Origin of the sequence: Tenacibaculum sp., from assembly GCF_048269885.1 — a bacterium.
Taxonomy (GTDB): domain Bacteria; phylum Bacteroidota; class Bacteroidia; order Flavobacteriales; family Flavobacteriaceae; genus Polaribacter.
The window spans coordinates 149,694-169,024 of the sequence record NZ_JBLWTZ010000005.1 but is presented as its reverse complement, the minus strand read 5'-3'; the positions used below and the strand labels follow the sequence as shown (position 1 = coordinate 169,024).

Here is a 19,331-nt window from a genome sequence, read left to right as displayed (position 1 = left end):
AGCATAAAGATATACTTTTGTAGCGTATTTCAAGAACAATTTGTAAATGGATAAAAGAGACATAGAAAATAGGGAAGATGTGTATAAGTTAGTAGCAACTTTTTATAACGATAAAATTAGAAAGGATGATTTTATAGGCCCTATATTTTTGAAAACAATACCAGAAGAAACCTGGGAACCTCATTTACAAAAACTCACTGATTTTTGGGAAACGAATTTGTTTTTTGTTAGAAAGTTTAAAGGAAATCCGATGAAAGCACACAAAGATGTAGATAGAGATTTTGAGTATGCTATTTACCAAGAACACTTTGGACGCTGGTTGCAATTGTGGTTTGAAACGGTTGATGAACTTTTTGACGGAACAAAAGCACATGAAGCTAAAGAAAGAGCACGAAACATAGCTTCTATGCTCTTTTTTAGAATGTTTGAAGCTAAGCCGAAGCCTACAACTACGACATAAGTAGATAAAAAATCAACGAAATATTACCGAGTATATTAATAATAAATGCCCAAGCAATTATCTTAAAAGGACGTTGACTTATGGCAGCAGCATTAGCCCCCATAGCGGTTACACAAGCAAAAATTAGCGCAAATAAATTAACCTCACCATTTACGGCTAAAGCAGCTGTAATGGAGGCAATCATAGAGCCTACAGTAATTAATATAATAGATACACCAATGCTATTTCGTTCTCCTTCAGCAATTTTTTTATTGATGTAAGCCGTAATTCCCATACTATTTGTTTTTTGAAGTGTTTTTTCAGTGGTTACGTTTTCAGTAGTTACCATACATACTAGTTTTTGATAAAATTATGTAACTGATAATTAGTTTTTTATGATTCAAGTCATAAATGAAAAAGAAGAAAAGGTGTTTTTATTTGTTAGATATTTTTATCTTCACATACTAAAATAAGCTGAGTGGAGTCAATAACTGTAATTTACATTGTATTAGCCGTATTCATAAGCGTAGCCATTGCTTTTTTTCAATATTTCTATAAGGTAAATAGCACCCCGAAAGTACATATCTTACTTTTTAGCTTAAAGGCACTAAGTCTTTTTTTAATAGGGTTACTACTCATTAATCCGAAGATAACAACTCTTGAAACAGAAAACATACAACCGGTGTTATCTGTATTGGTGGATAATTCACTATCTACTCAGTTTTTTAAAGAAGAAAAAAAGGTTCAAGAAGTAATATCAAAAGTAGAAAGTAACGAAGAACTTCAAGATAAATTTGACGTACAGTACTTTTCGTTTGGGAACGATATTAAGGTGTTGGATAGTTTATCGTTTGCTGAAACACAAACCAATATTTCAAAAGCAATTGATGCTGTTAGTGAGTTGAATAAAGATAAAAATGCAGCTACCATTTTAATAACTGATGGAAATCAAACCCAAGGAAATGACTACGAGTTTTCATCAACAAAGCATAAAGTATTTTCTGTAGTTATTGGGGATACTATTCAATATCAAGACATTCAAATTTCGCAGTTAAATGTGAATAAGTACAGCTATGTAAAGAACAAGTTTCCAGTTGAAGCATTGTTGTATTATGAAGGAAAAGAAACGGTGAATACTACTTTTTCAATTGTAAAAAACGGGAGCAGAGTTTTTTCAAAAAGAGTACGTTTCTCACCAGAAAATCCTGTGCAAACTGTTACAGCCAACTTAGTGTCCGCTACCAAAGGAATACACTATTACACAGCGTCGATAAGTAGTATAGCGAATGAAAAAAACACAAAGAACAATTATAAAAGCTTTTCAGTTGAAGTTTTAGATGAGCAAACCAAGGTTTTACTATTAAGTTCTTTTTTGCACCCAGATTTAGGAGCACTTAAAAAAGCGATTGAGAGCAATAAACAACGAAAAGTGGATATTGCTTTGATACAAGATAGAAACATAGATTTAGATGCGTATCAGTTTTTTGTTTTGTATCAGCCTAACAGTTATTTTAAAACCACTTTAGAAAAAATACCCTCTAACTTTTTACTGGTTTCAGGAACTAAAACAGATTGGAACTTTTTGAACAGTCAAGGTTTAGGAGTTCAAAAAAGAGTTATCAATCAAAAAGAAGAATATACCGCTATTTACAATCCAGATTTTCTAACTTTTTGTCAAGAAGATATCGGTTTTGATCAATTTCCACCACTAAAAGACAAGTTTGGAGAAGTACAACTTAAAAAAGAATCTCAAAGCTTGTTGTATCAGAAGTATGCAGGCGTAGAAACCACGCAACCATTATTATCAACCTTTGAAGAGAATGATAAAAAGTATGCAGTGCTATTTGGTGAAGGTATTTGGAAATGGAGAGCTGGCAGTTATTTAAAAGAGAAAAACTTTGAAAGTTTTGATACGTTTGTGGGAAATTTGGTTCAGTATTTAGCATCCACTAAAAAGAGGAAGCGTTTAGAGGTAAAAGCGCAACGTTTGTATGCAGCCAATGAACCGATAACCATAAGTGCATTTTACGTTGATAAAAACTACCAGTTTGATAGCAGAGCATCTTTAGAGTTAACAGTAACTAATTTAGAAACAAAGGCTAAAAAAAGTATTCCGTTTTCTTTATTTAATAACTCATATCAAGTTGCTGTTGAAGGATTAGCCTCAGGAGAATATTCATATACCGTAACTGTAAAGAATCAAAATATAAATAGCTCAGGTAGGTTTAAAATTGAAGATTATCAGATAGAAGAGCAGTTTACCAATGCCAATTTTAAAAAATTAGAACAGCTAGCGTTAAAAACAAACGGAGCAATTGCTTATGCAGATAAAGTTGACGATTTATTAAAAAAGATACAAGAAGATGCATCTTTTTATACCACTCAAAAGTCTATTACCAAAAAACAAAGTTTAGTTGATTGGAAATGGTTGTTATTATTGATTATAGTTTTATTGTCAATAGAATGGTTTGTTAGAAAATATTATGGTAAAATATGATGTATGAGCATTTTTTTCAATGTCCGCATTGTTGGGAAGAAATTTCCATGTTGCTGGATGCCAGTACGTCAGAAACCTATGTAGAAGATTGTGAGGTATGTTGCAATCCTATACAAATAACGTTTACCTTTGTAAATAACGATTTAATAGCTTTTGAAGCTAAAAATATAGAACAATAAATACGATGAGATTTCACACACGTAAATGGGTAAAACCAGAAGACTTAAATCCTAACGGAACACTTTTCGGAGGACGATTATTACAATGGATTGATGAGGAGGTAGCGTTATATGCTATTATTCAGTTAGAAATTCCTAAAACAGTAACCAAGTTTATGTCTGAAATAAATTTTGTTAGTTCAGCAAAGCAAGGAGACATTGTTGAAATAGGAATCGATGTCGTAAAGTTCGGAACAACGTCTATTACCTTAAGCTGTGAAGTTCGTAACAAAATAACCCGAAAAACAATTATTGCAATTGATAAAATTATCATGGTGAGTTTAGATGAAGAAGGAAAGCCTTTTGCGCATGGTAAAACAAAAATTGAATACGTTAAAGATAGATTGGATAACGAAGATTCATAAAATTTTATAATTTTGTAACTCTAAATTAGATTAGTGAAAAAAAGCATCATCATATTATTAACCTTACTGTTAATAGTGCCTCCTTTACAGGCACATACGGATGCTGTGGTTTTTGTAGCTGAATCAGAGGTGCATCACGATGAGTTAAATGAAGAACATCAAGATGAGCATCATGAAAACGATACTGAAGAAGAAAAAAACAAAGAACATCACCATCATTGTAACGTAATTACTGTTACAGCAGATTTTATTCCGATTGATTATAGTTTTGATATTATTCCTTTTTTTGAAATAAGAAACAGGATTAACTTCTATCAAAACACATACTACAACTCATACTTGTCGGCTATTTTCCAGCCACCCAGGTCTTAATTCTATTTTATTATTAAAAACAGCAGTAGCTCTTGTGTAAGCAAGAACTACAAACTGTTGTACCGATTATTTAATAATAACCGGTAAAAATTATGTTACAATAGAATTAAATCAATACAAAATGTTAGATAACATTATCAAATTTTCAATTAAAAATAAATTGATTATTGGAGCATTGGTTGTCGCATTAATAGGCTGGGGAATCTATTCTCTAAAACAGTTACCTATTGATGCAGTACCAGATATTACCAATAATCAGGTGCAAATAATAACCTCTGCACCCTCACAATCAGCCCAAGATATAGAACGTTTAGTGACGTTTCCTATAGAAATTACCATGTCAAACATTCCAGATATCGAAGAAATTCGTTCTTTCTCTCGATTTGGATTGAGTGTCGTTACAATTGTTTTTAAAGAGAGTACCGATATTTATTGGGCACGTCAGCAAATTAGTGAACGATTGATAGAGGCCAAGAACCAAATTCCTGAGGGAGTAGGAACACCAGAAATGGCACCTGTAACTACAGGATTGGGGGAGATTTATCAATATACACTGTATGCTAAAAAAGGCTATGAAAAGCAATATGATGCAATGGAGTTACGCTCTATTCAAGACTGGATCGTTCGTCGTCAGCTTTTAGGAATTGAAGGAGTAGCTGATGTAAGTAGTTTTGGAGGCTTTTTAAAGCAATATGAAGTAGCTATTGAACCAGAACGCTTGCAATCGTTAAATGTTAGTATAAATGAGGTTTTTGAGGCACTCTCTAAAAACAATCAAAATACAGGAGGAGCGTATATAGATAAAAACCCGAAAGCGTATTTTATTCGAAGTGAAGGGTTGATAAAAACTCCAGAAGACATCCAGAATATTGTCATAAAAAACAATGTGAATGGAACCCCTATCTTGATGAAAGATATAGGGAAAGTTCAACTAGGGCATGCAGTACGATATGGCGCAATGACAAGAAATACCGACGGAGAAGTGGTAGGTGCGATTGTTATGATGTTAAAAGGAGCCAATTCTTCAAAAGTGATAGAGAATGTAAAAGAAAGAATAGCACAAATAGAAAAAAGTTTGCCAGAAGGAGTTGCCATAAAACCCTTTTTAGATAGAACTAAATTAGTAGACAAAGCCATAAAAACGGTATCAACCAACCTTGTTGAAGGGGCTTTAATTGTCATTTTTATTTTGGTGTTGTTGCTAGGAAACTTACGAGCGGGGTTAATCGTAGCGTCGGTTATCCCGTTAGCAATGTTGTTTGCTATTAGTTTAATGAACGTGTTTGGCGTTTCTGGAAACTTAATGAGTTTAGGAGCTATCGATTTTGGTATTATCGTAGATGGTTCGGTAATTATAGTAGAAGCAACACTACATCATTTAGGGTTAAAAAAATCAGGAACCCAATTAACTCAAGATCAAATGGATGATGAAGTGTATGAGTCGGCTTCAAAAATAAGAACAAGTGCAGCATTTGGAGAAATTATCATTCTTATAGTGTACTTACCAATTCTTGCCTTAGTAGGTATTGAAGGAAAAATGTTTAAGCCTATGGCCTTAACTGTAAGTTTTGCAATTTTAGGAGCTTTCTTATTATCACTTACCTATGTACCTATGATGAGTTCGTTGTTTTTAAAGAAAACAATCAACAACAAGAAGAATATTTCAGATAAAATCATCACAGCATTACAAAATGTATATACTCCAATACTCAACTTTGTGCTAACTCATAAAATAAAAGTAGTCATAGGTTCAGTCGCCATTTTTATACTCAGTTTAGTCACTTTTTCTAAAATGGGATCAGAGTTTATACCTTCCTTAGATGAAGGAGATTTGGCTGTGCAAGCTATTGTATCAACAGGAAGTTCACTTTCATATACCATCGATGTTTCCAACCAAGCATCAGCATTATTAATGAAAGAGTTTCCAGACGAAATAGAGCAAATTGTAAGTAGAATAGGTTCTTCAGAAATTCCTACAGACCCAATGCCCATAGAGGCTTCAGACATCATCATTATTTTAAAAGAAAAAGAGGAATGGACAAAAGCTAGCACCAAGAATGAACTGACAGAAAAAATGCAACAATTGTTAGATGAAAACATGCTAGGTGTTTCTTTCGGATTTCAACAGCCTATTCAAATGCGATTTAATGAGTTGATGACAGGTGCTAGGCAAGATGTTGTACTTAAGATTTATGGAGAAGATTTAGACAAATTGGTAAAATATGCCAATCAATTAAGTAGAATTATTCCAGATGTAGCAGGAGCCGAAGATGTGTATGTTGAAAAGATGACGGGATTACAGCAAATTGTAATTGAGTATAACAGAAGTCAGTTAGCCTATTACGGACTCAATATTGAAGACGTAAACACTACTGTTAATGCAGCTTTTGCAGGTCAGAGTGCAGGATCAGTATATGAAGGTGAAAAACGTTACGATTTGGTAGTGCGTTTAGCAAAAAATAGAAGAGCTAGTATTGAAGATATTCGTAAACTATACATTACAACTGCAACCGGGGCACAAATTCCGTTAACAGCAGTAGCGTCTGTAGATTTTAAAACGGGTCCAAATCAAATTCAAAGAGATGATGCCAAACGTAGAATAACGGTTGGTTTTAATGTAAGAGAACGCGATGTAGCGAGTATAGTTAAAGAACTAAAAGGTAAGGTCTCAGATGAAATAACATTCGATCCAGGATACTATATTACCTATGGCGGAACGTTTAAAAATTTAGAAGAAGCTCGTGCCAGATTAGGCGTTGCAGTACCAGTAGCGCTATTACTCATCTTTTTGTTACTGTATTTTACGTTTAAATCAATTAAACAAAGTGTATTGATATTTACTGCCATACCTATGTCTGCTATTGGAGGAATTTTTGCGTTGTGGTTACGTGGAATGCCTTTTTCAATTTCAGCAGGAGTAGGTTTTATAGCCTTATTTGGTGTAGCGGTGTTAAACGGAATCGTTTTAATTGCTGAGTTTAATCGTTTAAAAACCATTGGAATATCAGACCTTACAGAGATTGTAAAAAAAGGAACGTCAGTGCGTTTACGTCCTGTAATTATGACCGCAGCTGTGGCTTCGTTAGGGTTTTTACCTATGGCATTATCCTCCTCAGCGGGAGCAGAGGTACAAAAGCCTTTGGCTACTGTGGTAATAGGAGGATTGGTGTCTGCAACTTTGCTAACCTTACTTATTTTACCTGTGTTGTATATGCTTTTTGAAAAGAAAGTCAACTTAAAAGCGAAAAAGAGTATAGTAACTGTAGTAGTATTTGCAATTGGAGTTTTTGGAGTTCAAGCACAAGAAGTGCCTCAAAAGTTAACAGAACAACAAGTTATTGATTTGGCGTTGCAAAAATCGGTGTTGATGAAAAAGTCAACCTTAGCGATTGAAAAATCGAAAGCAGGTATAAGTAAAGCGATTGAATTGAACCCAACAACTGTTCAATATCAAGATGTTGGTGTAGCTAATGGCATAGCGGAAAAAGAATGGTCTGTGAATCAGAATTTCGGTTCTATTTTAACGCATATTCAAAAAAAGAAGTTGGCTAAAGAGAAAAATAATTTAGCAACGATTAATAATAACATAGCAAAGAAAGAAACAGTAAGAAAGGCTAGAAGGTTATATCAGCAATGGAATTACTTATATGGATTGTTATCGCTAATGGAAGAGCAACAGCTTAGCAGCAATCAAATAAAAGAAATAGCGAGTAAGTTGCATGCCTCTGGAGAAATAGGAGGGTTAGAAAACGATTTAACCTCTTTACAATCGTTAGGAGTACAGTCACAAAAAAACAAAACATATAAGAACTTTATTCAAATAGAGAATGAACTAAAGCAGTTATTACAAATTGATTATTTGATACAACCGTTTGAAAAACTACCTCAAAAAAAGGACTTTTTAATTCAAAAAGACTCGTTGTCAAAAGACTTTATCAAAAGTTTAGAGCAACAAAATAAGGTAGCTGCTAAAGGTGTGTCTGTAGCAAAATCAACTTATTTTCCTGCATTAACAGCTGGTATAATTAATAGAACAACAGGAAAAGAGAACAGCTATACAGGTTTTAATGTAGGGGTAAATATTCCGCTTTCTTTCTGGTCTAATAATGCAAAAATAAAAGAGCAAAAAATTATACAAGAAGAAATAGCTTATGAAAATAAAAACAAAGCTATGGTAATTCAAAATGATTATAAAAGTTTGCAAGAGCAACTTACGTATTTAAATGAAGAGTTAGTAAGTATTCATTCAACAGTAACACAAGCGCAAAAGTTTATAAAAAAGCTAGCACTAGCTTATAAAGTAGGAGAGATTGATGCGTATCAGTATAATCAGAGTTTTACCGCTTATTTTCAGGTAATGCAAAACTATTTATCACTGGTTCATAATTTTAATCAAACTGTAATTGCCTACGAGTTTTATATAAAAGAATAAAAATATACACATGAAAAAATTAGTAATATTAGTAGTAACTATCATTATCGTTGTTAGTTGCAAACAAAAGGAAGAAGATCATTCAGATCACGACCATGCAACAGTAAAAAAAACAACACAAAATGTAACAAATGATGAAGAGCATAATGAAAATGGAATTCATTTAACTCAACAGCAAATTGTAACAGCTAAAATAGAGACAGCTGCAATCGAAAAGAGAAAGATTAGAGAAAAAGTAGCAGTAACCGGAACAATAGAGGTGCCACCACAAAGCAAAGCCACTATATATGCCCCTTTGGAAGCGTTTGTTTATAAAACAGATTTGTTGCCTGGTGATAAGGTGAAAAAAGGACAAACAGTAGCGGTATTACAGCACCCTAACTTTATAGAGTTACAATATGCTTACCTTGAAGCAGTGAATAAATTAAAAGTAACTAAGGCAGATTATGAAAGAAAGAAAATGTTGTTAGAAAACGATATTACCTCCAAAAAATCATTTCAAATAGCAGAAGGAAGTTATCAATCGGCAAAAAGTTTAGCGAATAGCTATGCAGCACAGTTAAAAATGGCAGGATTATCGCCTACTATAGTGGCAGCCAATGGAATTCAGCAATATGTGTATGTAAAGGCTCCGATTTCTGGTTATGTTGTAGAGAACAATTTGAACAAAGGAATGTTTTTAGCAGCGAACTCGGAGATGATGGAAATAATAGATAATGATCATATGCATGCGGAGTTAAATGTTTTTGGAACGGATATAACAAAAATAAAAAAGGGGGATGAGTTTGAATTTCAACCGTCCGGAATTGATGTAGCTTATAGAGGATATATTAAATTAATTAGTCAGAAAGTAGATGACCAAACGAAAACGGTAAATGTGCATGGGCATTTTGAGGATGAACACAACCGATTAAAAGCAGGAATGTTTATCAATGCTCAAATTTTGTTGGGAGGAGAGGAAGTATACGCTGTTCCTGAAGAAGCAGTTATAGAAAATGAAGGAGAGCATTTTGTTTTTGTTAAAAAGTCAACAGATGAATTCGTACCTGTTGAGGTGACTGTTGGAGGTTCTGATAATGGATTTGTCGCAATAAAAACAATTCAAGAAGAAAATTATAACGTAACTATTGTAACTAAAGGAGCACACTTTTTAAAAGGAAAGTTATTACAAATGGCAGGCGGAATGGAAGGCCATGCTCATTAACAAAACAACAAGCGATTATTTAATCTATAATCGCTTGTTTAGTTGTAATGCATCTTTTTCATACATTTAAAGTCAATTAATAAAAACATGGGACACAACCATAATCATTCACATGGAAACTCTACAGGAAATATAGCTGTAGCATTTTTTCTTAATCTCGCATTTACAATTATCGAATTTATTGGAGGCTTTTACACGAATAGTTTGGCCATTATGTCTGATGCCTTGCATGATTTAGGCGATAGCTTAAGTTTAGGACTGTCTTGGTATTTTCAAAAAAAATCGACAAAAAAGGCAACAAAGAAGTATTCTTATGGATATAAACGATTTTCTCTTTTAGGTGCTATTATCAATTCGATAGTATTAGTGATAGGTTCAGTATTTATTATTAAAGAAGCAATTCCTAGAATTATCAATCCAGAAAACGCAGATGCCAAAGGAATGATGTGGTTGGCTGTTTTAGGAATTATAGTAAATGGTGCTGCTGTATTGAAGTTAAAAAAAGGAACTTCAATTAACGAACGAGTAGTTTCATTGCATTTATTAGAAGACGTGTTAGGTTGGGGAGTAGTGTTGATTGCAAGTATAGTAATGCAATTTTGGGAGGTACCAGTATTAGACCCTGTTTTATCTATTGCTATTGCAGGATTTGTACTGTATAATGTGTATAAAAACATAAAAGAGAGTCTTAGAGTTATATTACAAGGAACTCCAGAAAATGTTTCTGTAGAAGAAATTCAACAAAGAATAGTTGCGATGGAGGGGGTAGAGAGTATTCATGATTGTCATTTATGGACTATGGATGGAGAATACAACGTGTTTACAGCCCATTTAGTACTAGAAGAAAAAGAAATGTCTTGGGAAAAAAGCCATGAAATAAAGCAAGAAATTAAACAGGTATTACACGATGATTTTCATTTAGAACATATTACTCTTGAGCTTGAGTTTACATCACAAGAATGCGGTTATGAAAACTGTGGTTCATAAATTTAATTGTACATTTGAGTACAAAACATAAAAAAAATGACAAGAAATCAAGTAGAGTTAAAGTTTCCAAAATTCGGATTGTTAATTCCAGTAGCCATCGTTTTGATAATTTTTATAGCAAAATCTACGGTAACAATCAATTCAGGAGAAGCGGGAGTATTGTATAAAACGTTTGGAGGAGGAGTCGTAACAGATGAACCACCATTAGGAGAAGGGTTTCATGTAGTTGCTCCTTGGAATAAAGTGCATGTATATGAAGTAAGACAACAAGAACTTTTCGAAAAAATGAAAGTATTATCGTCTAACGGATTAGAAATTCAAATAGATGCCTCGGCTTGGTACCAACCAGTTTATAAAGATTTAGGAAACTTACATCAAACACTAGGTGAAAATTATTTACAACGTGTAATTCAGCCAGCAATCCGTTCAGCAGCACGTAGCGTTGTAGGTCGTTATACACCAGAGCAGTTGTATTCTAGTAAACGAGATGCGATTCAAGATGAAATATTTATAGAGACAAAGAAAATATTAGAAAAACAATATGTTCAATTAAACGAAATTCTTGTAAGAGATGTAACGTTACCATCAACTATTAAAGAAGCAATTGAACGAAAATTAAAACAAGAACAAGAATCGTTAGAATACGAATTTAGGTTAGTAACCGCTCAAAAAGAAGCAGAAAAGCAAATTATTGAAGCAAAAGGTAAAGCTGATGCCAATAGAATTTTAAGTGCATCATTAACCGATAAAATCTTACAAGACAAAGGGATAGAAGCTACCAATAGGTTAGCAAACTCTAACAATAGTAAAGTCGTTATTATTGGTTCTGGGAAAAGTGGAATGCCTATTATTTTAGGGAATCAGTAGTTTTTGTGTTTTATTAAAAAAGAAAAAGTGATTTTAAAAGTAGACTCTGATATAGCATTGAGAGAACTTGAGTTAAATGATGCAGTTGATATTTTCAAAACAATTAATAAAGAAAGAGAATATTTAGGTACATGGTTACCATTTGTGGCATATACTAAAGAATTAAAAGATACTGAATGCTTTGTAAGTTCGGTTGTTAATGTTCCTGTAGAAAAACTAGAACATACTTTTACAATCAGAAAACAGAACGAATTTATAGGGTTAATTGGTTTAAAAGATACCAATGTTTTAAATAAGAAAACAGAAATAGGGTATTGGCTTTCTGAAAAGGAGCAGGGTAAAGGTATTATGACAAAATCAGTAAAAGAATTATGCAATTTTGCCTTTACGAAATTACAAATGAATAGAATTCAAATAAAATGTGCTGTAGGAAATACGCCAAGTAAAAATATTCCTAAAAGATTAGGTTTTAAGTTAGAGGGAGTTGAAAGAGAAGGAGAATTACTAACAGGAAATACTTTTACAGATTTAGAAATATACAGTAAATTAAAGAATGACTAAATTAATTTGCATCATATAAGAAAAAAAAAAAACAGCTCAAACGAGCTGTTTTTTTATTTGTAACACTTTTTTAGTTAGTCTCTTCTGCGTTTTCTTCCAAATCCCGCAGCAGCAGTTTTGTTATCTCCTCTTCTAGAGGCGCTGTTTTCACTACGTCTTCTTCCAACCCCTTTTTTGTTATCAGTAGGTTTATCACTTCTACGTTTTTTTCCGTTGAAACCACTACCACCACTTCTGCGCGGTTTTCTTCCACCACCATTACTACGGTCGTTTTTAGTAACCTCAATATTTACAGATCTTCCATTAAAGTCAGGATCATTAGCCGCAAAAGCATCTAAGGTCTCTTTTTCGAAGTTTTTATCAATTTCAAAGAAAGAAAAAGTATCTAAAATGTCTATAGCACCAATTTCAATTTTATCACCGATGTTCTGATCGTTGATTAAACCAATTAACTTGGCTGGATTTAAACGATCTTTTCTTCCTAAATTGATAAAGAAACGAGTCATATTTTCACTAGAAGAACGTCCTCTAGAATTTTCTCTTGAAGATAGGTTGTTTAAATCAGGAGCATTTTCGTAGTAAGATAAGAAGGTGTTAAACTCTAAAGAAACAAATTTTTGAATCAACTCTTCACGACTTAACTCTTCTAATTTTTCGTAAATACTTGGTAAAAACCCTTCAATTTGTTCGGTGTTTACTTCTGCATGATGCACTTTATCAATTAAATGGAATAATTGATTTTGACATATTTCCTTACCAGAAGGAATAGGCGTGTGAACAAACTGTTTTTTTATAATACGTTCAATCGGACGTAACCTACCTTGCTCTTTCTTGCTTACTAAGGCAATAGAAATCCCTTTGTTACCAGCCCTACCAGTTCTACCACTACGGTGGTTGTAGTTTTCAATTTGATCGGGTAATTTATGGTTGATAACGTGTGTTAGGTTGTTAACATCCAATCCACGAGCAGCAACATCAGTAGCGACTAATATTTGAATGTTCTTTTTACGAAACTTTTCCATTACAGAGTCACGTTGAGCTTGTGATAAATCACCATGTAAAGAATCGGCATTATAGCCATCTCTAATAAGATTGTTAGCCACTTCTTGTGTTTCTCTACGTGTTCTACAGAAAACAATTCCGTAAATATCAGGATTTAAATCAGCAACTCTCTTTAAAGCAGGATAGCGAGTTTTTTCATTTACTAAATAATACTCATGACTTACATTATCTGAACCTTGATTCTTTTGTCCTGAAGTAACTTCAACAGGATTAGTCATGTAATTTTTTGCGATATCTTCTACTTCTCTAGGAAAAGTAGCAGAAAACAATAATGTTTGTTTTGTTTTTGGGGTTGCTTCTAAAACTTGGTCTAATTCATCTTTAAACCCCATATTAAGCATCTCATCAGCTTCATCAAGTACAAGCCATTGTACATTACCAAGCTTTAAGGCTCTCCTTTTAATTAAGTCTACAGTTCTACCAGGAGTACCTACAACTATTTGAACCCCTTTTTTAAGTTTTTTTATTTGCTCTTCAATATTAGCCCCACCATAAACAGTAGCGACTTTTAAATTGGGTAAGTACTTTGAAAAATCTTCAATATTTTTTCCTATTTGTACTGCTAGTTCACGAGTAGGAGATAAAATGATTGCTTGTGTGTGTGTGCTTGTTTGATCAGCAAGTTCAATAATAGGCAAACTAAAGGCAGCAGTTTTACCTGTACCTGTTTGTGCAAATGCTTTTAAATCTTCTGTAGAAGAAATTATTTGAGGAATTGCTTTTTCTTGAATTACTGTTGGCTTTTCATAACCTAAATCGGTTAATGCCTTATTGATAGGTTCTTGCAAACCTAAATCTAAAAATGTTGACATACTGTGTTTTTAGAGAACCCACAGATGCCCCTCCGCGAATTCTATAATTAATTATTAATTAAATCGTTTAGTACGATTTTTTTTGGACGGTGCAAAAGTACACTAAATAAAATGAATAGAGGTTAACTATTTTGTTTTTTGTAAATTACTGATTTCAAGATTGATATCTTTTGCAGATAAACTAGTATAACCATTTTGAATAACTCCGTTTTTATCAACCAAAATCATACGTGGAAATTTACTAGTAGTAAAATCGCATACAGCACTCTCGCTAGGGATGGTGTATTGGTATTTTACATCTACATTTTTTGTAAACCTTTTAGAAGAGTCACATAAATTAACAAGGACAAAGTTAATATTGGGATTTTTCTTAACTAAATAATTAAAGCGAGAAGAAACCCAATCGTCTGAGGCGTATTCGTAGTTTTTTAATAAAACAACGGTGTTTTTGTTTTTAGAAATGCTTGAAAAATCTTTTAGTTCACCATCTGCAGCAATTAATTTAAAAGAAGGTAATTTTTCTCCCTTGTTTAATATTTTTAAATCATTAATTAAACGTTGCACATTTTTTTTATGCTCGTTATCGGTGTTTAATTTAAAAAAAGTGAAAAAAGCTTCGCTTTTCATTTCGCTGCTTGGTTCTTCATAAAAATTACGAATAACAGCGTTGTACAGCATTTTGTTTTTTACCGTTTCAAGAGCTACATTTTCATCAATCGCATACAATAAGTCTTGTGTATAGGTGTCTGATTTTACGCCACCACTTTTTTGATAAGCATCATTCTTTATTTTTTCAATAATAAATCTATAATAAGGACCATAAAACATCAACGAATCTTTGTTAATCGGAGCATTTTTACGGTACTTAAAGTACGAGTTATCAATCTTTTCGGGTGTTTCTTTGTTGAAACTTTGAAGCGCGTACTCTTCTAGTTTAGCATACAAAGGAAAGTTTAAAGAAATATCAAAAATATCTACAAAACCAGAAGCATCATTACTACGGGTTGTATAGTTTTCAAGAATCTCTCTTTTCATCGCCCTCATTGAATCAATTTTAGCAATAAACTCTTTTTGGGGTAAAGAGAGGTATTTAGAAGTGTTTTTATAATCTTGTTCGTATTGTAAAAAAGACTCAATTAATAGGTTATTTCGTTCAGCATTCATCCCACTAAAAACCAGCGATTCGTCAAAATCCCAAGTGTTTAACCTAATTAACAAACTATCAGAAGGTTGCATGTACACATACTGAAGTTCATTACCGTGGTGAAAAATGTACAATCCTTCTTTAAAGTTATGATAGCTACCTAAAAATGTATTGTTCTTACCAAGAGGAATAGTATCGTTAAAATCGTAATTATCAGTTAGTACAACGAAGTCAGATTTAGGGTTGATGATTTTACCCCCAAAATAGGTAGGTTTATTGTTGTCAGATTGGTTGCATCCAACAAATACAATTAATATGAGAGGTATAAAATACTTAATCATGATTTAAATTACCCTAAATATCAGAGTCCAAAAATAGATAACTCTTTAATATTAGGCTGTTAATTCGTTGTTAAAAAGAATTAAAAACGAGCCAAAAGTAAGATGTTAAAAACTTCCATGCAAATTCTTTTATAGTCTTTAGTTTTCATACTTTTGCACGGAATTAAAAAAAATATACATGTTATCAGTTTCTAATTTATCAGTTCAGTTTGGAAAACGTGTTTTGTTTGATGAAGTAAATACTAAGTTTACACAAGGAAATTGCTACGGAATTATCGGAGCAAATGGAGCTGGAAAGTCTACATTTTTAAAAATTTTATCAGGAAAACAAGAACCTACTTCCGGTCAAGTTCATTTAGAACCAGGAAAAAGAATGTCTGTATTAACACAAGATCATTATGCTTTTGACGAGTATACTGCCTTAGAAGCTGTGTTAATGGGAAACAAAGAACTGCATAAAATAAAATCGGAAATAGATGCTTTGTATGCTGATTATTCTGATGAAAATGCAGAAAAAATAGGAGAGTTGCAAGTTCGTTTTGAAGAAATGGATGGGTGGAATGCTGATGCTGCTGCTGCAAGTTTATTGTCTAACTTAGGGATTAAAGAAGAAGATCATTATACCCTATTATCGGAATTAGATTCTAAGAAAAAAGTACGTGTATTATTGGCACAAGCGTTATTTGGTAATCCAGATGTGTTAATTATGGATGAGCCAACGAACGACTTGGATTTTGAAACGATTGCTTGGTTAGAAAACTTCTTAGCTAATTATGATAATACTGTAATAGTAGTATCTCACGACCGTCACTTTTTAGATGCTGTGTGTACTCATATTTCTGATATTGATTTTGGAAAAATTAATCACTACTCAGGAAACTATACTTTCTGGTATGAATCTTCTCAATTAGCAGCGAAACAAAGAGCGCAACAAAATAAAAAGGCAGAAGATAAGAAGAAAGAATTGGAAGAGTTTATTCGTCGTTTCTCTGCAAACGTTGCAAAATCGAAGCAAGCAACTTCTCGTAAAAAAATGATAGAGAAATTAAATGTTGATGAAATTAAGCCTTCTTCACGTCGTTATCCAGCTATTATTTTTGAGAGAGATAGAGAAGCAGGAGATCAAATTTTAAACATTGAAGGGTTATTAAAAAAGGATGCAGAAGGAGATTTACTGTTTTCTAATGTCGATATCAACTTGAATAGAGGAGATAAAGTAGCTGTTATTTCTAAAAACTCTAAAGCAACCACTGCCTTTTATCAAGTAATTTCAGGTAATGATGAACCTGATTCAGGTAAATACAGCTGGGGGGTAACTACTACACAGTCATACTTGCCAGCAGATAACTCTGCTTACTTTCAAAATGGAGAATTGAATTTAGTAGATTGGTTACGTCAATATGCACAAACTGAAGAGGAGAGAGAGGAAGTGTTTTTAAGAGGTTTCTTAGGGAAAATGATTTTTTCTGGAGAAGAAGCTCTAAAGAAAAGCAATGTATTATCAGGAGGAGAGAAAGTACGTTGTATGTTATCTCGTATGATGATGACTAGGGCTAACATTTTAATGTTAGATGAGCCAACTAACCACTTAGACTTAGAATCTATTCAAGCTCTGAACAATTCTTTAATTAATTTTAAAGGAACTGTGTTATTTACTACGCATGACCACGAGTTTGCACAAACAGTAGCGAATAGAGTGATAGAAATAACACCTAAAGGTATTATTGATAAATATGCTACTTTTGATGAGTATTTAGAAGACCCTAAAGTAAAAGAATTAAGAGAAAAAATGTACTCTTAAGAAGTTTAAAGATTAAAAAGAGAACCTAATTAGGTTCTCTTTTTGTTTATACTTGATTGTTTTTTGCCATAGGTAGAACTCCAAAACGTTGTTTGTATATTTTAGAAAAATGGGTGGTATGTAAATACCCAACTTCTAAAGCCAATGTCTTTAATAAAATAGTTGGATTTTGCTCAAGTAAGTCACGTGCCTTTTGCAATTTAATTTCGGTAATAAACTGATTTGGAGTTAGGCCTGTTTTTGCTTTTATTTTTCGATTTAAAGAACTTCTTGAAGTACTAAAATACGCTACAATATCGTCTTGAGTCATTTTTGGGTTTGAACATTGTTTATAAACGAATTTTTGTATATCAATAATCCAATGGTTATTCTGATCTAATTCTTTTTTAGATATATTATTTCTTTCAATAAATTGTGCTCTATTTGCATTATTGTGTAGTGCATTTTGTATTCGAATTAATAGTTCTTCTTTTTCAAAAGGCTTATTAACATAATCATCAATACCTAAGCGTAACACATTTAACTTACTTGTAGAGTCGGTACGTGCAGTTAGCATTAAAATAGGAACATAGATTTCTTGTTCTTTAATCTTTTCAATTAAAGTTAAACCATCCATTACGGGCATCATATAATCTGTTACCATAAAGTCAATTCTTTCATTAGATAGAACATCTAAAGCTTCCTTTCCATTTTCTGCTTCAAAACAAGTATATTGATTTAAAATTTTTTTTAAGTAAGCTCGCATCTCAAAATTGTCGTCAACGATAAGAATAGCATAAGGTTTTGTTATCTCTGAGCTGGTTACTTTTTTATGAGTAAAGGATTCTTCATAGGTATGTTGTACCGTTATTTCTTCTAAATTTTCTTTTGTGTTAATTTTTGATGTTTGAGGTAACATTATTGTAAATGTACTTCCTTTTCTCAATTCACTTTCTACAATTAACTTCCCTTGATGTAATTCAATGATTTCTTTACTAAAAGCCAATCCTACACCGCTACCACCAGCTTTATTAATATCATTTTTAACTTGATAAAAACGGTTGTATATTAAATTAATATCTTCCTTAGCAATTCCAATACCAGAGTCTTTGATAGAGATGATAATTTGTTCGTTTAGCTTGTTTAAAGAAACTGTAATGTTTCCTTTTTTAGGAGTGTATTTAATAGCATTAAGAATAATGTTATTTAACGCTCTTTCTAAAAAAATAATGTCAGATGATACCCAGCACTCATTTTTTTCTTTTTTAACAGTGAAAACAATTTCTTTTTGGTTGCATAAAGGTTCAAAAGAGGTATAGAGTTTATCAATTAACTTATTTATTAAGTAGGGAGTAGGTGATATTTTAAAATTAGCTTCCTTCATTTTAGCTAAATCAAGCACATCGTCAACTATGTTTTTAATTTTATTGACTTGTTTGTTTAGGCGGTTTTTAATATCAAAACCTTCTTTTTCGTATGCAGATCCCTTTAAAAGTTCTAATTGGTCTATTTCACCTTTAATTAAGGTAAGAGGAGTTCTGATTTCATGAGAAACATTGATGAAAAACTGAGATTGAAATTCGTTAAGTTCTTCCAGCTGTTTTCGTTGGTTTTCGAGGATTTCTTCACTTTTAGTGTTCACATTTTTGAAATATTGTACTAGGAAAAAGAAAATGATAAACTGAACTAAAATAAGTATTGGTGAGCCAAAAGTACCTTTGGGGTAAATAGGGAAAATATGAATAGGAATAACAAATAGTAAATAAGATATTATAAAAACACTGTAAAGTAAGTACTTATTGTTTGTGAATAATAATAAAAAAACAGGAACGACTATATAAAAGTACTCAATATAACCACCTCTTTCAGCAAAATTACAAAACATAAAATTACTGTATAAAATTAGAGAGAAAAATAGTATTCGTGCAGCTTGAAATTTATGTTTAAATTGTAAAAATAATGTAACTACTAATCCAATAATACTACCACTATGTATAAAAACAGGTAAAGAAGAAGTTCCTTTGTTAAAAATATCTTCGGAGATTAAAACGAGTTCAATTAAAAACCAGTTGGAAATAAAAATATTGAGTAATCGAACCCTTTTGCGTTCAAGCTTTGAGAGCTTATCAGTAACTCCAATATTAGTTAAATTATTATATAGTTTAGCTATTTTCTTATAAAACATCCCTGTCAAATATATTAATCTATTATGTATACAGTCCTATTTTATGCAATAAAAAGTCAATTTTA

At 32.4% G+C, this 19,331-nt stretch carries 15 protein-coding genes; 11 read left to right on the top strand and 4 right to left on the bottom strand.

Annotation, left to right across the window (positions count from 1 at the left end):
• Positions 1–46 precede the first annotated feature (46 nt).
• On the top strand, positions 47–460 hold the full coding sequence (locus ACN0WY_RS05870; protein ID WP_417799804.1) for a group III truncated hemoglobin: 414 nt from the start codon (positions 47–49) through the stop codon (positions 458–460).
• On the opposite strand, the gene ACN0WY_RS05865 is transcribed toward ACN0WY_RS05870, so the two are convergent.
• Positions 450–788, bottom strand: coding sequence for a hypothetical protein (locus ACN0WY_RS05865; protein WP_417799803.1), 339 nt, complete (start codon positions 786–788; stop codon positions 450–452). The genes ACN0WY_RS05870 and ACN0WY_RS05865 overlap by 11 nt on opposite strands.
• 129 nt (positions 789–917) lie before the next feature.
• Between ACN0WY_RS05865 and ACN0WY_RS05860 the strand changes: the two genes are divergently transcribed.
• The 9 genes from ACN0WY_RS05860 (at position 918) to ACN0WY_RS05820 (ending at position 11,942) form a co-directional block, all read left to right on the top strand.
• Entirely contained in the window at positions 918–2,936 is a 2,019-nt protein-coding gene (locus ACN0WY_RS05860) for a VWA domain-containing protein (protein ID WP_417799802.1), read from the top strand.
• Entirely contained in the window at positions 2,936–3,115 is a 180-nt protein-coding gene (locus ACN0WY_RS05855; protein ID WP_167714310.1) for a CPXCG motif-containing cysteine-rich protein, read from the top strand. Before ACN0WY_RS05860 ends, ACN0WY_RS05855 begins: the two co-directional genes overlap by 1 nt.
• A 5-nt stretch (positions 3,116–3,120) precedes the next feature.
• Positions 3,121–3,519, top strand: a complete 399-nt coding sequence (locus tag ACN0WY_RS05850) for an acyl-CoA thioesterase (RefSeq protein ID WP_099214563.1) — start codon at positions 3,121–3,123, stop codon at positions 3,517–3,519.
• Between the two features lie 33 nt (positions 3,520–3,552).
• A complete protein-coding gene (locus ACN0WY_RS05845) occupies positions 3,553–3,891 on the top strand; it encodes a hypothetical protein (RefSeq protein ID WP_417799801.1) in 339 nt (112 codons plus the stop codon).
• 121 nt (positions 3,892–4,012) lie between these two features.
• Positions 4,013–8,323 carry a CusA/CzcA family heavy metal efflux RND transporter gene (locus tag ACN0WY_RS05840; RefSeq protein WP_417799800.1) on the top strand — a complete coding sequence of 1,437 codons (4,311 nt, stop codon included), beginning with the start codon at positions 4,013–4,015 and terminating at the stop codon, positions 8,321–8,323.
• Between the two features lie 10 nt (positions 8,324–8,333).
• Positions 8,334–9,527: an efflux RND transporter periplasmic adaptor subunit gene (locus ACN0WY_RS05835; RefSeq protein WP_417799799.1), complete on the top strand. Its 1,194-nt coding sequence runs from the start codon at positions 8,334–8,336 to the stop codon at positions 9,525–9,527.
• 87 nt (positions 9,528–9,614) lie between these two features.
• Positions 9,615–10,514, top strand: a complete 900-nt coding sequence (locus ACN0WY_RS05830) for a cation diffusion facilitator family transporter (RefSeq protein WP_330486915.1) — start codon at positions 9,615–9,617, stop codon at positions 10,512–10,514.
• A gap of 36 nt (positions 10,515–10,550) precedes the next feature.
• Positions 10,551–11,381 (top strand): prohibitin family protein, encoded by an 831-nt coding sequence (locus ACN0WY_RS05825; RefSeq protein ID WP_330486914.1) that lies wholly within the window; start codon positions 10,551–10,553, stop codon positions 11,379–11,381.
• Between the two features lie 27 nt (positions 11,382–11,408).
• The gene (locus ACN0WY_RS05820; protein ID WP_417799798.1) at positions 11,409–11,942 is read left to right on the top strand and encodes a GNAT family N-acetyltransferase; all 534 of its coding nucleotides are present in this window, start codon (positions 11,409–11,411) and stop codon (positions 11,940–11,942) included.
• Between the two features lie 74 nt (positions 11,943–12,016).
• On the opposite strand, the gene ACN0WY_RS05815 is transcribed toward ACN0WY_RS05820, so the two are convergent.
• Together ACN0WY_RS05815 and ACN0WY_RS05810 are read right to left on the bottom strand one after the other, a co-directional pair.
• Positions 12,017–13,816 carry a DEAD/DEAH box helicase gene (locus tag ACN0WY_RS05815; RefSeq protein ID WP_417799797.1) on the bottom strand — a complete coding sequence of 600 codons (1,800 nt, stop codon included), beginning with the start codon at positions 13,814–13,816 and terminating at the stop codon, positions 12,017–12,019.
• Between the two features lie 126 nt (positions 13,817–13,942).
• Positions 13,943–15,301, bottom strand: a complete 1,359-nt coding sequence (locus ACN0WY_RS05810) for a hypothetical protein (protein ID WP_417799796.1) — start codon at positions 15,299–15,301, stop codon at positions 13,943–13,945.
• Between the two features lie 178 nt (positions 15,302–15,479).
• On the opposite strand from ACN0WY_RS05810, the gene ACN0WY_RS05805 reads away from it, so the two are divergent.
• Positions 15,480–17,102: an ABC-F family ATP-binding cassette domain-containing protein gene (locus ACN0WY_RS05805; RefSeq protein ID WP_330486910.1), complete on the top strand. Its 1,623-nt coding sequence runs from the start codon at positions 15,480–15,482 to the stop codon at positions 17,100–17,102.
• Positions 17,103–17,148: 46 nt separating this feature from the next.
• On the opposite strand, the gene ACN0WY_RS05800 is transcribed toward ACN0WY_RS05805, so the two are convergent.
• The gene (locus ACN0WY_RS05800) at positions 17,149–19,266 is read right to left on the bottom strand and encodes a response regulator (protein WP_417799795.1); all 2,118 of its coding nucleotides are present in this window, start codon (positions 19,264–19,266) and stop codon (positions 17,149–17,151) included.
• Positions 19,267–19,331 lie beyond the last annotated feature (65 nt).

Excerpts from the sequence above, each read along its gene's own strand:
- ACN0WY_RS05870 (WP_417799804.1), top strand. The coding sequence starts at position 47 with ATGGATAAAAGAGACATAGAAAATAGGGAAGATGTGTATAAGTTAGTA.
- ACN0WY_RS05865 (WP_417799803.1), bottom strand. The coding sequence starts at position 788 with ATGGTAACTACTGAAAACGTAACCACTGAAAAAACACTTCAAAAAACA.
- ACN0WY_RS05855 (WP_167714310.1), top strand. The coding sequence starts at position 2,936 with ATGTATGAGCATTTTTTTCAATGTCCGCATTGTTGGGAAGAAATTTCC.
- ACN0WY_RS05850 (WP_099214563.1), top strand. The coding sequence starts at position 3,121 with ATGAGATTTCACACACGTAAATGGGTAAAACCAGAAGACTTAAATCCT.
- ACN0WY_RS05840 (WP_417799800.1), top strand. The coding sequence starts at position 4,013 with ATGTTAGATAACATTATCAAATTTTCAATTAAAAATAAATTGATTATT.
- ACN0WY_RS05835 (WP_417799799.1), top strand. The coding sequence starts at position 8,334 with ATGAAAAAATTAGTAATATTAGTAGTAACTATCATTATCGTTGTTAGT.
- ACN0WY_RS05830 (WP_330486915.1), top strand. The coding sequence starts at position 9,615 with ATGGGACACAACCATAATCATTCACATGGAAACTCTACAGGAAATATA.
- ACN0WY_RS05825 (WP_330486914.1), top strand. The coding sequence starts at position 10,551 with ATGACAAGAAATCAAGTAGAGTTAAAGTTTCCAAAATTCGGATTGTTA.
- ACN0WY_RS05815 (WP_417799797.1), bottom strand. The coding sequence starts at position 13,816 with ATGTCAACATTTTTAGATTTAGGTTTGCAAGAACCTATCAATAAGGCA.
- ACN0WY_RS05810 (WP_417799796.1), bottom strand. The coding sequence starts at position 15,301 with ATGATTAAGTATTTTATACCTCTCATATTAATTGTATTTGTTGGATGC.
- ACN0WY_RS05805 (WP_330486910.1), top strand. The coding sequence starts at position 15,480 with ATGTTATCAGTTTCTAATTTATCAGTTCAGTTTGGAAAACGTGTTTTG.
- ACN0WY_RS05800 (WP_417799795.1), bottom strand. The coding sequence starts at position 19,266 with ATGTTTTATAAGAAAATAGCTAAACTATATAATAATTTAACTAATATT.